The 11,624-nt window shown below is 35.9% G+C and carries 13 protein-coding genes; 4 read left to right on the forward strand and 9 right to left on the reverse strand.

The features are described from left to right. The first annotated feature begins 86 nt into the window (after positions 1–86). A complete protein-coding gene (gene ytvI, locus ABD814_RS05785; RefSeq protein WP_344911250.1) occupies positions 87–1,151 on the forward strand; it encodes a sporulation integral membrane protein YtvI in 1,065 nt (354 codons plus the stop codon). 93 nt (positions 1,152–1,244) lie between these two features. Here the strand turns inward: ytvI and ABD814_RS05790 are convergent, their stop codons facing one another. Further along, positions 1,245–1,523, reverse strand: coding sequence for an Fpa/YlaN family protein (locus tag ABD814_RS05790; RefSeq protein WP_344911268.1), 279 nt, complete (start codon positions 1,521–1,523; stop codon positions 1,245–1,247). A gap of 299 nt (positions 1,524–1,822) precedes the next feature. On the opposite strand from ABD814_RS05790, the gene ABD814_RS05795 reads away from it, so the two are divergent. Continuing rightward, positions 1,823–2,722, forward strand: coding sequence for an effector binding domain-containing protein (locus ABD814_RS05795; protein ID WP_344911252.1), 900 nt, complete (start codon positions 1,823–1,825; stop codon positions 2,720–2,722). Between the two features lie 98 nt (positions 2,723–2,820). On the opposite strand, the gene ABD814_RS05800 is transcribed toward ABD814_RS05795, so the two are convergent. Continuing rightward, positions 2,821–3,075: a hypothetical protein gene (locus ABD814_RS05800; RefSeq protein ID WP_344911254.1), complete on the reverse strand. Its 255-nt coding sequence runs from the start codon at positions 3,073–3,075 to the stop codon at positions 2,821–2,823. Positions 3,076–3,220: 145 nt separating this feature from the next. On the opposite strand from ABD814_RS05800, the gene ABD814_RS05805 reads away from it, so the two are divergent. After that, positions 3,221–3,427 carry a YlaI family protein gene (locus tag ABD814_RS05805; RefSeq protein ID WP_344911255.1) on the forward strand — a complete coding sequence of 69 codons (207 nt, stop codon included), beginning with the start codon at positions 3,221–3,223 and terminating at the stop codon, positions 3,425–3,427. A 14-nt stretch (positions 3,428–3,441) separates the two neighbouring features. On the opposite strand, the gene ABD814_RS05810 is transcribed toward ABD814_RS05805, so the two are convergent. Next, a complete protein-coding gene (locus tag ABD814_RS05810; protein ID WP_425549058.1) occupies positions 3,442–4,245 on the reverse strand; it encodes an inositol monophosphatase family protein in 804 nt (267 codons plus the stop codon). A gap of 129 nt (positions 4,246–4,374) precedes the next feature. On the opposite strand from ABD814_RS05810, the gene ABD814_RS05815 reads away from it, so the two are divergent. After that, a complete protein-coding gene (locus ABD814_RS05815; protein ID WP_344911258.1) occupies positions 4,375–4,992 on the forward strand; it encodes a YktB family protein in 618 nt (205 codons plus the stop codon). A gap of 40 nt (positions 4,993–5,032) precedes the next feature. Here the strand turns inward: ABD814_RS05815 and ABD814_RS05820 are convergent, their stop codons facing one another. The 6 genes from ABD814_RS05820 to pdhA form a co-directional block, all read right to left on the reverse strand. After that, positions 5,033–5,302: a UPF0223 family protein gene (locus tag ABD814_RS05820; protein WP_344911260.1), complete on the reverse strand. Its 270-nt coding sequence runs from the start codon at positions 5,300–5,302 to the stop codon at positions 5,033–5,035. A 15-nt stretch (positions 5,303–5,317) separates the two neighbouring features. Next, on the reverse strand, positions 5,318–6,196 hold the full coding sequence (locus tag ABD814_RS05825) for a polysaccharide deacetylase family protein (RefSeq protein WP_344911261.1): 879 nt from the start codon (positions 6,194–6,196) through the stop codon (positions 5,318–5,320). Between the two features lie 103 nt (positions 6,197–6,299). After that, entirely contained in the window at positions 6,300–7,706 is a 1,407-nt protein-coding gene (lpdA, locus tag ABD814_RS05830; RefSeq protein ID WP_344911262.1) for a dihydrolipoyl dehydrogenase, read from the reverse strand. A 6-nt stretch (positions 7,707–7,712) separates the two neighbouring features. Beyond that, complete coding sequence (locus ABD814_RS05835; RefSeq protein WP_344911264.1) at positions 7,713–8,999, reverse strand: dihydrolipoamide acetyltransferase family protein; 1,287 nt, start codon at positions 8,997–8,999, stop codon at positions 7,713–7,715. Positions 9,000–9,027: 28 nt separating this feature from the next. Beyond that, positions 9,028–10,005 (reverse strand): alpha-ketoacid dehydrogenase subunit beta, encoded by a 978-nt coding sequence (locus tag ABD814_RS05840; protein ID WP_344911265.1) that lies wholly within the window; start codon positions 10,003–10,005, stop codon positions 9,028–9,030. A gap of 3 nt (positions 10,006–10,008) precedes the next feature. Continuing rightward, positions 10,009–11,091 (reverse strand): pyruvate dehydrogenase (acetyl-transferring) E1 component subunit alpha, encoded by a 1,083-nt coding sequence (gene pdhA / locus ABD814_RS05845; protein ID WP_344911267.1) that lies wholly within the window; start codon positions 11,089–11,091, stop codon positions 10,009–10,011. Positions 11,092–11,624 lie beyond the last annotated feature (533 nt).

Below are 11,624 nucleotides of genomic sequence, written 5' to 3' on the forward strand. Positions count from 1 at the left end.
CGCCGTATACGAGAACCGTATGTACGGTGGTGTGAGAGGGACGGAGGTTAGTCACCTCCCCCTATCTCAATTGACAGAAAGCAGGGATGCAAGTGGCGAGTTTTTTCAATAAAAAAAATGGGACATTAATTATTTTAGTAATTGTTATTCTGTTATTGTTTTTCTTCATTCTACCAATTTCAATACCTTTAGTCATTGCATATACGACAGCACTAATTCTCAATCCATTAGTTCGCTTAAGTCAACGTGGCTTTAAAATTGGTCGTAAATTTAGTGTTATTATCGTCTTTACAGTATTTCTGCTAATGCTTAGTTTGATTGGTTATTTCACCATTACGAGTGTCGTTAGTCAACTCGTTGCCTTAGCGGAAAATACGCCAACTTACATCATTGAAATTAATCGGATTTTAGTCGATTGGGGCGATGCACTTGAGCATTTTATGGCTGATCTCCCAGCTGAGTTTGTCAATGAAGTAAATGCGGGGATTCGGAGCAGTGCTGATGCGTTAATTGATTTTATTAGAAATACATTCCGAGTGGATCGAGTAGCTGGATTTGTTGCTGCTATCCCGAATTATATTGTTAGTTTTATCGTCTATTTAATTGCTTTATTTTTATTTATGCTTGATTTACCAAACGTAATTGCTAACTTTTATAAACTGTTTAGTGCTGCCAGTGCTGAAAAAATTCAATACGTCACAAACCGGTTAAAAAGTGTTTTATTTGGATTTTTAAAAGGTCAGTTTTTAGTCAGTTTAATTATTTTTGCGGTTAGTTTAATCGGATTATTTATTATCGTACCTGAGTATGCGTTGATCATGTCAATTGTTATTTGGATTATTGATCTGATCCCGATCATTGGTTCGATTATCGTCTTAGCTCCTTGGTCGATTTATATGTTCTTAGTTGGATCAACATTTGTTGGAATTGAATTAGCTATTTTAGCGCTGATTCTCTTAGCAATTAGACGGACGGTTGAACCAAAAGTAATGGGTGTTCAAATGGGACTATCTCCATTGACAACTTTAATTTCAATGTATATTGGCTTGAGACTTTTTGGTTTATTTGGCTTTATTATCGGCCCGGTTGTTTCAATTATCTTTACCTCAGCTAAAGAGCTAGGTATCATTAAATTCAATTTTAAAATTTAATATTTTTCCAAACATAAAAACGTCAATCGAATATGATTGACGTTTTTATTTATTAATCATTATATTTACAAGATCAATATTTTGATCACTCGTTTATCTTTGTTGTGACTTTTCGTGAATTAAATTGAGTTGTTTTTCTAAGTTATCTAGTAATGCCTTGCCTTCTTCTACCTCAATTAAATCCATTCTGACAGCAAAATCGATTTCTCTAGACAATCCAAACATATGAGTATCTAAAACTTCTTCATACAATGGGCATTGTGGCATTGTTAAATTATCCATTTGCACTTGGATCAGTTTTAAAATTTTATCTGCATCAGCCTTAAGAAGGGCATAGGCTTTATTGGCATTTGTAATCACTGTTTCTTGCATCAAGATAAATCCCCTCCCCATAATGTCTACTCTTTCCATATTAAAGCTTTCCCAAGATAAATGCAAGTTAAAACTAAGTTTGCGTGCTAGATGAAGTCACAAAATTGCGTATATTTTAGCCATCATAGCGGAAATCAAATAGATAGATTGTTCATTTATCACTAATTTTATTTGAAATATTAATAGCAATACACAAATAATAAATACACAGTCCATTTACTAGAATGATAATATTGTGCACAAAAGGTTGAGATTTGTATCTTATCATCTGTTAAACTAATCTAAAAGGAGGAGTTTCTATGGATTGGCTTACTAAAATGAATGCTGCAATTGAATATATTGAGTCTCATTTAACAAGTGACATTGACTTTAAGATCGTAGCTAAAAAGGCTGGCACCTCATCTTATAATTTTCAAAGGATGTTCTCTTTCATATCTGATGTATCTCTTGCTGAATATATTAGACGACGAAGATTAACTCAAGCAGCACTAGATTTAAGGAATTCAAAGATAAAAATAATTGATTTGGCAATTAAATATGGCTATGATTCTGCCACCTCATTTGCAAGAGCATTTAAATCTTTACATGGCATTACACCTACTGAAGCAAAGCAAGAAGGGGTAAGATTGAAAGCTTATCCTAAAATATCCTTCCAAATATCAATTAGAGGAGATAAAGTGATGAATTATAGAATTGAAACAAAAGAGGCATTTGACGTCTTTGGTATCGAAGCAATTTGTTCGTTAAAAGGAGAAGAAGGTTTTATAAACCCAGGACAGTTATGGCAACAGAGTCATCAAAATGGGGAATATGAAAGGCTGGTCGATAATTCTGGTAATTTGCCGAGCTTTATTTCAGAAGATCTATGTAAGATTCATGGCGTTGAAAACTATAGACAAACAAAAGATAATACATTTCCATACATGTTATGTGCCTTTCAATCCAACGATAGTCAAACTGGTGGCTATCACATTGCTCATATTCCAGCACAAACATATGCTATATTTCCGTCAGAACCTTTTAAATGGGACGAGGATTTTAGTAACGTTCTAAGTACACTACAGAAAAGGTTTTACACTGAATGGTTGCCAACCGCAGATTACGATCGAATCGAAGGCGCAAACTTTGAAATATACGGTGGAACAGGAGAATATGGATATATTGAATTATGGTACCCAGTTGTTAAAAAAATAGTTTAAAAACGAGTAAACCCTATTTTTAGATAGAAACTCAATCACTCATTACTAAAAATAGGGTTATTTCTTCTTCAATTGATTTCAGCTAAAAATTGATACAGTTATTTTTGCAAACGATTATAATATTCAACACCATATTGGGAGCCTTCACTCACCATTTTTGCGTTATCTAAATTATCCGTATATGGCAACCCGGCTTCTTGGATCGGAAAATGTGTGTTATTTCTCAATTGCATTGAACGCTTTAAGTCAGTGAGCTCTTCCAGGACCTTGTTTTGTCGGTTCTGATTCAATAAGAACACACTAACAAATGATGTAACTGCCGCGACTAGTATGATTAAAAAATTTCGTTTCATTTTCATTCTCCTCTGTTGTTGTTATAGAAATTATCCCCTTAATCCAATTCTGCTAAACAAAAAATTCAATTATCAATTATTACTTTTTTATGTTAAACTTAAATTATATGAAATTGTTCTTTATTCGTATTTGAGGTGAACTATAATGGATGTAAAGTGTCCGATTTGTGATACAATTAATCAAATTGATAACAATTCAATTTTAGCTAAGCATATGCTCAATCGCCGTAAACATCTTTATTTATGTCCAACGTGCGATGAGCGGATTGCAGTTAAGACAAAAGCAAGACACGCAACTGGAAAGTTTCGTTTATATCAAGAGAAAAAAGAAGTCGATCCATATCTTCAATAATGGATCGACTTTTCTTATTTTAAACTAATGTAATTCTGAATAACTTCGGCAATTAAATCAGGATGGCCTGCCACTGTTGGCTCTTGTTTGAGGAATGTCAAATCCTCACCCGTCGCTTTTACAGTCTGACCACCTACTTCATGATATAAAATTACACCCGCAGCATAATCCCACGGTTGAAGATGGAAGGATACATAAACATCGGTGATGCCCTCAGCTAAATAAGCAAATTCTAACGCTGCTGACCCATATGATCTTGCACCTCTAACTGTTTTAACAAGTTCAGCAACCTTTTCATGGTCAGCTCGATCATTTGGTGCGCACCAGAGTGGATTTAGCAATAAAATAGCTTCTGATAGATTTTTTTCCTTTGCTATAGGTACAAGTTTCTGTTCATTTTTATAAGTGCCTTCTCCTCTTTTAGCATGGTACAAGATATCTGCCATCACATCATAAACAAAGCCGATCTCACCAACACCTTCATGAAAAACAGCTAGAGAAATAGCAAATGTTCGCTTTTGATGAACAAAATTCATCGTCCCATCAATTGGATCAATAATCCAAACAGTACCCTTCAATTCATTGACTTGGTCACCAAAGCCTTCTTCAGATAAAATTAAATCTGACGGGTACGTCTGTCTAATTTTATCAGCAAAAAACTCCTCTATTTTTCGATCCATCTCGGTAACTAGATCATTTGGATTCATTTTCGTATCAATTTTCCTTGGCTGATCAATCTCTGTCCGGATGATTTCGCCAGCCTCTTCTACCCACTTTCGTGCATTTTGATAAACAGTCTCTTTATTAAATTGTGTCAATCTCATCACCCTTTCATTAGAACTAGTCTATCAAATCTCATGATGATATGCATCTCAAGATCACTTTTTAACTCTCTATGTTAAAATAATAACTAGTCATTAGGTAAATAAAATTGAAAGGGTGATTGAATGAAACAAGTAGGATTTACTAAAATAGACTTTGATGTTTTTCAAATCGATGGTTTACAAAATCGAATGCAAGCAATTCAAGAACAGATTCAACCTAAATTTAAAAGTATCGGTATTGAACTAACTGATTATCTCGCAAGTAAACTCGGAAACGAAATGTACCTTCATATCGCAAAACATGCCCGTCGAACAGTGAACCCTCCAAAAGATACTTGGTTAGCTGTTGCGGATAATAAGCGAGGCTATAAGAAACACCCACATTTTCAAGTCGGACTCTTTGATGATCGATTATTTATTTGGCTTGCATTTATTTACGAGCTACCATCGAAAGCAAAAATTGCTCAAGCATTTTTAGAACAAATTGAGATCTTTGAACAACTATCAGACGATTTCGTTATTTCTTTTGATCATATGAAGAAAGATGCTATCCCTGTTAGTCAACTAACCGAGAAGAATTTACAGCGATTTAGAGACGTGAAAAAAGCAGAATTATTAATTGGCAAACACATTCCTAAAATTGAAGCAAGCCAACTATCAGGCGACGATCTTATTGCTCTAGTCAAAGCTAGCTACGATCAACTTCTTCCTTTTTATCAATTAGGAAAAAAAGCAATCTAACTTCTTGAAACTAAAAAAATAAGCCCGGATATCTTCGGGCTTATTTCATGCTGATTCGCTTTGTTTCTTCGTTTCGTGCTTTTTGGATCGTTCGATAAAGTGAAAAGCCTGATGTTTTTTCGAACGCATGACCAATTGTTTTTTCTTCACTTTTACTAGGAATAACTTTTTTAAATTCTTGATACTGGTCTAATAACGCTTGTCTAGCAACAGAGCCTTGATAAGCTTTTTCAATCAGCGCTAAAAACTCCACAACAACAATCGTCTCTTCTGTCGACCAACTTAAATCAATTGGATAGTGATAATTCATTAAATATCCACACCCTTACTGTTCATCTAATGGCGTTTGAATTGTTTTCGGATCAACAAATTCATAGCCTTTGTCTCTTAGACCTGTAACTATATCTGCTAAAGCCTCATTGGTCCATTCACGATCATGCATCAATAGATTTGCACCATCACGCAAAAATTCTGTATTAACCATAATATCAGCTAAAGCTTCAGCTTCCATATAAGCTGACTCCCAATCATAGCCATATGTCCAATTCATCAAAACCATACCTTCTGCTTCAACAATTTCCTTAGTGAAGTCAGGATTAACACCGAATGGTGCTCTAAAAAAGCTCGGTCTTTCACCGATAATCTCTTCGATCAAATCATTTAGTTCAACAATTTCTTTTCTTTGTTCATCTTCAGTTATTTCAGCTAGATTTGGATGGCTATATGTATGATTACCGATACTAAAACCCATCTCATATATCTCTCTTAGTATTTGCTGTTTTTCTTCCGTTTGAATAAAGTGTCCATTAACGAAAAATATTGCGGGAACATTATGTTCTTTTAACGTCTGAGCCATTTCCAAAGCATATTTGTCAGGTGCATCATCAATTGTCATTAATGCAACTTTACTTTCTGCTTCGTCCGTAATTGGCTCTACAGCCCAACTCACTTGATTCACTTGATACAATGCTTCTACCTCCAACTCATCTATTCCAACTTCCTCTACTGGGTCATCTTGATCAATATCTTCCTCCGTTACTTCTGTATCATTATTCACCACTTCATTTTCTTCTACATCATCAACTATCTGCTCTTGTTCATCGATCTGATCGTCATTTTCTACCTCAAGCGATTCATTCTGACAACCAACAAGAGTAATTACAAACAAAAGACTTAAAAAAATCATTATTCTGCTAGACTTCATTAGATGCACTCCCTATTTGTTCACTTGTTCTACTTAGTATAAACGATTTTTCGTTAAAAAAACACCAGCAATTCAATGAAGAATTACTGGTGTAGTTGTTTCCTTACATAATATGAATCGGACGTCCTAGAGCAGCTTCAGCAGCTTCCATTGTAATTTCACCTAAAGTTGGGTGTGCATGGATTGTTAATGATAAATCTTCAGCAGTCATACCTGTCTCAACTGCTAAGCCGATTTCTGAGATAATATCACTTGCACCTGCGCCAACGACTTGACCACCTAAAATTAGTCCATCTTCTTTACGTGTTACAAGTCGTACGAATCCATCAGTACTGTCTAATGATAGCGCTCGGCCATTTGCTGCGAATGGGAATTTAGCAGCTTTTACATCAAAGCCTGCTTCTTTCGCTTCTGCTTCAGTATAGCCAACTGATGCAATTTCTGGTGCAGCAAACATAACGGCAGGAATACCATGAACATCAATTTCTGATTTCTCGCCACCAATAACCTCAGCTGCGATCTTTCCTTCATATGAAGCTTTATGTGCAAGTGGTGGTCCTGCGACGATGTCACCAATTGCAAAAATGTTATCGATATTTGTACGGCACTGTTTGTCAATTTTAACAAGACCACGCTCATCCATTTCAATACCGATTTCTTCTAAGCCAATTTCTGCAGTATTTGGATAACGGCCAACAGTCACTAATACGTAATCTGCTTCAATTGTTTCTTCTTTGCCTTTTGCTTCATAAGTGACTGTGACACCTTTATCAGTTTCTTCTGAGCTTTTAGCCATTGCACTCGTAATAATTTTTACGTTTTTCTTCTTCAAGTTTCGTTTAAGAACAGATGTTAAGTCTTTCTCAAAACCACTTAGAATATCTTTTTCACCTTCTAAAATCGTCACTTCAGTACCGAAATCAGCATAGGCTGCACCTAATTCTGTTCCGATATATCCGCCACCGATGACGACCATTTTCTTAGGAATCTCTTTAAGAGCTAAAGCTCCTGTTGAGTCAAGAATGCGATCTGAGAACTTGAATGAAGGTATTTCAATTGGTGTTGAACCTGTTGCAATAATACAGTTTTTAAACGTATACGTTTGTGAACTCTTTTCATCCATTACACGCACTGTATTTTTGTCAACGAAATAAGCTTCACCACGAACAATGTCAACTTTGTTACCCTTTAACAGGCTTTCAACACCTGAAGTTAACTTGTTAACAACGCTAGCTTTCCACTCTTGAACTTTTTCAAAGTCAACTGAAACTTCTTTAGTAATGATACCCATTTCTTCAGAGTTTTGAGCTTGGCTGTAGCGCGTTCCAGCTTCAATCAATGCTTTAGATGGGATACACCCAACGTTTAAACAAACGCCACCTAGAGCACCCTTGTCAACAATTGTTACATTTTGTCCAGTTTGAGCAGCGCGGATGGCGGCTACATAGCCACCAGGCCCCGCACCGACTACTAACGTATCTAATTCAATTGGAAAATCTCCTACGACCATATTCGATTACGCCTCCATCATAATTAATTGTGGATCATTTAATAATCGTTTGATTTGATTTAACGCATGCTGTGCTGTTGCACCATCAACGATTCGATGATCAAAGCTTAATGAAATTGCCAATACTGGTGCAGCAACAATTTCACCATCTCTTACAATTGGTTTTTCAGCGATTCGACCAATACCTAAAATAGCTGCTTCAGGATAGTTAATGATCGGTGTAAACCATTGTCCACCCGCTGATCCAATGTTTGAAATTGTACTTGAAGCTCCAGACATTTCATCAGGCGATAATCTAAAGTCGCTTGCTTTTTGAGCTAATTCAGTAATGTCTTTAGAAATGTCAAATAATGATTTTCGATCTGCTTCTTTTACAACTGGAACGAGTAAGCCTTTTTCAGTATCCGCTGCAATTCCAATGTTGTAATAATGCTTCGTAACAATTTCCTCTGTTTCATCATCAATATATGAGTTTAAAATTGGGTATTTCTTCAATGCAGAAACTAAAGCTTTAACAACGTATGGCAAGTAAGTTAACTTAATATCTTGCTCTTGAGCAATTGTTTTAAACTTCGTTCGATGAGCAACAAGCTCTGTCACATCAATTTCATCATGTAAAACAACATGAGGAGCTTTATGCTTAGAGTTCACCATTGCATTTGCAATTGCCTTACGAACAGTAGTCATCTTCTCTCTAGTTTCTGGTAATTCACCAGTTGGGACTACTTGTTTTGGAGCTGAAGTTGATTCAGTTTCAATAGCTGACTCTTTAGCTGCTTCCGCTGCTGGTTGATCACCTGAAATAAATGCTTTAACATCTTCTTTTAAGATTCGGCCATTTTTACCTGTTCCAGTTACTTGTGTGATTTTAACGTCATTGTCACGAGCAAACTTACGAACAGATGGCATTGCAATAATACGCTTATCTGATGATTCATCAGCTGCTGGTTCAGTTGCTGGTTTTTCTTCTGCTTGAGTAGGTACAGCTTCTTCTTTTTCAGCTGGTTTTTCTTCTTCAGCTTCAGCTGAATCACTGCCACCCTCATCTTCATAACCTTCAGCATCAATCGTAATTAAAACTTCACCTACAGTTGCTACTTCACCTTCGTCAAAGTGAACCTTTAACACAGGTCCTTCAACAGGTGAAGGAATTTCTACAACTGCTTTATCGTTTTGAATCTCGCATAGTACGTCGTCTTCTTGGATAACATCGCCTTCTTTGACAAACCATTTAACGATTTCACCTTCATGGATTCCCTCGCCAATGTCAGGCATTTTAAATTCAAAAGCCATTATTTATAACCTCCTAGTCGCTACTTTTTTAGAAATTAATTGCTTCTTTCGCTTTTTCAACAATATCATTGTGGTTTGGTAACCATACTTGCTCAGCTTGTGTAAATGCAAAGACAGTATCAGGTGCAGCTACTCGATAAACTGGAGCTTCCAAGTGTAAGATTGCACGTTCTTGAATTTCTGCAACAACTTGTGAAGCGATTCCTGCTTGTCTTTGTGCTTCTTGAACAACAATTGCACGATTTGTTTTCTTAACAGATTCAATGATTGTTTCAATATCAAGCGGAGCAACTGTACGTAAGTCAATGACTTCAGCACTGATACCTTCTTTTTCTAATTCTTCTGCTGCTTTTTCTGATGCTTGAACCATTGCACCATAAGCAATCAATGTAATATCTGTACCTTCACGTCTTACTTTAGCTTTACCTAATTCAATTGTATAAGATTCCTCTGGTACTTCTTCTCGGAAAGAACGGTACAATTTCATATGCTCTAAGAAAATAACAGGGTCATTATCTCTGATTGATTGAATAAGTAAACCTTTTGCATCATATGGGTTTGATGGAATCACAACTTTTAAACCTGGTTGTTGAGCCATTAAACCTTCAAGTGAGTCTGCATGAAGCTCAGGTGTAGCAACGCCACCACCAAATGGTGCACGGATTGTAATTGGCATATTAACAGTATTCCCTGAACGGTAACGGTAACGAGCCATTTGTCCACTAATTGAATCCATTACTTCATAAACGAAACCAAAGAATTGGATTTCTGGTACAGGTCTGAATCCTTGTGTAGCTAGACCAATCGCGAGACCACCAATACCTGACTCAGCAAGTGGTGTATCAAACACTCGATCTTCACCGAATTCTGCTTGTAAACCTTCTGTTGCACGGAAAACACCACCGTTTTTACCAACATCTTCTCCAAAAATCATTACATTCTCATCATTTTTTAATTCTAAACGTAAGGCATCAGTAATTGCCTGAATCATTGTCATTTGAGCCATGATTTACTTCGACTCCTTTGCTTTATATTCTTCATACTGCTCTTTTAAATTAAATGGTATTTCTTCATACATATTATTAATTAAGTCAGTGACTTTTTGTTTTGGTACGTTATCTGCTTCTTTAATTGCAACTTTAATTTCTTCTTTTGCACGTTCGATCACTTCGTTTTCTTCTTCTTCAGACCAAATTCCTTTAGCCTCTAAGAATTTACGGAAACGAACAAGTGGATCTTTTTTCTCCCATTCGCTATCTAGATCTTCCGTTCGGTAGCGTGTAGGATCATCTCCAGCCATTGTGTGTGGTCCGTAACGGTATGTTAATGTTTCAATCAATGTTGGACCTTCACCTTTAACTGCACGTTCACGAGCTTCTTTAGTCGCTGCGTAAACAGCTAGCACGTCCATACCATCAACTTGAATACCTTCGATTCCTGCTGCAACAGCTTTTTGAGCTAATGTTTTAGCTGCAGTTTGTTTTTCTACAGGTGTAGAGATCGCAAAGTAGTTGTTTTGTACAACGAAAATTGCTGGTGCACCAAAAGCTCCGGCAAAGTTGATTCCTTCATAGAAATCACCTTGTGACGTACCACCATCACCTGTATAAGTAATTGCAACAGCATTCTTTTTGCGTCGTTTCATACCTAGTGCAACACCAGCTGCTTGAACATACTGAGCACCGATAATAATTTGTGGACTAAATGCGTTAACGCCTTCTGGGAATTGGTTTCCTTCATAATGACCTCTTGAGAACAAGAATGCTTTATAAAGTGGTAAGCCATGCCAAATTAATTGTGGAACATCACGGTAACCTGGTAAAATAAAATCTTCTTTTTCTAAAGCAAATTGTGTTCCTAATTGTGATGCTTCTTGACCTGCTGTTGGCGCATAGAAACCTAAGCGTCCTTGACGGTTTAACGCGATTGAACGTTGGTCCAATATTCTCGTGTAAACCATTCTTGTCATTAATTCTTTTAATTCATCATCTGAAAGTTCTGGCATTGCTTCTTCATTCACTACATTGCCTTCTTCATCCAGAATTTGAAACGTTTGAAATTGTTCTTCAATTACATCATTTGTACGTTTCAAAAGACTCACCTACCCTTTCTTTTTTACAACCCTTTTATTTTCTTATTAAATTAAATCACCAATGATTTAATGAACTAAAATAGTACTTAATATTACAATACCCTTGACACAGTGTTTTAATCTTTTTTTGCAGAGATAGAAAACTGTTATACTAAAAAAGCATGGAATGATTAGTACAATTCAATTACTAATAACAGTTTATCTTATTAATTTTAAATGGTCAATAACTTTGCTCAGATAACTTTAACTATTAATAAACCTTTAAGTGTGTAAAGTATAGATTTGTGAACTGTCTCACTATTTTTTAATAACTGTACCATTAAAATTAGCTCTGTGTATTAATTTTAGCCTGTGATCGAACTACTTATAATTTAAGCGCTTCCATTTTACGGGGTTCAAACACTTACTTTTACGAAAAAATTGCTAACATCTACTATAATACACAAAAAAATATGACCTGCTGTGACTGCTAAACTATATGTAGCAGTTTCTGCTAGATAAGAATGTGCACTTTAATCCTATAACCTCGTTTA

This window comes from Amphibacillus indicireducens, from assembly GCF_039539605.1.
GTDB lineage: Bacteria > Bacillota > Bacilli > Bacillales > Amphibacillaceae > Amphibacillus > Amphibacillus indicireducens.

Coding starts and splice junctions, on each gene's coding strand:
- ytvI (WP_344911250.1), top strand. CDS start 87: ATGCAAGTGGCGAGTTTTTTCAATAAAAAAAATGGGACATTAATTATT.
- ABD814_RS05790 (WP_344911268.1), bottom strand. CDS start 1,523: ATGCAAGAAACAGTGATTACAAATGCCAATAAAGCCTATGCCCTTCTT.
- ABD814_RS05795 (WP_344911252.1), top strand. CDS start 1,823: ATGGATTGGCTTACTAAAATGAATGCTGCAATTGAATATATTGAGTCT.
- ABD814_RS05800 (WP_344911254.1), bottom strand. CDS start 3,075: ATGAAACGAAATTTTTTAATCATACTAGTCGCGGCAGTTACATCATTT.
- ABD814_RS05805 (WP_344911255.1), top strand. CDS start 3,221: ATGGATGTAAAGTGTCCGATTTGTGATACAATTAATCAAATTGATAAC.
- ABD814_RS05815 (WP_344911258.1), top strand. CDS start 4,375: ATGAAACAAGTAGGATTTACTAAAATAGACTTTGATGTTTTTCAAATC.
- ABD814_RS05820 (WP_344911260.1), bottom strand. CDS start 5,302: ATGAATTATCACTATCCAATTGATTTAAGTTGGTCGACAGAAGAGACG.
- ABD814_RS05825 (WP_344911261.1), bottom strand. CDS start 6,196: ATGAAGTCTAGCAGAATAATGATTTTTTTAAGTCTTTTGTTTGTAATT.
- lpdA (WP_344911262.1), bottom strand. CDS start 7,706: ATGGTCGTAGGAGATTTTCCAATTGAATTAGATACGTTAGTAGTCGGT.
- ABD814_RS05835 (WP_344911264.1), bottom strand. CDS start 8,999: ATGGCTTTTGAATTTAAAATGCCTGACATTGGCGAGGGAATCCATGAA.
- ABD814_RS05840 (WP_344911265.1), bottom strand. CDS start 10,005: ATGGCTCAAATGACAATGATTCAGGCAATTACTGATGCCTTACGTTTA.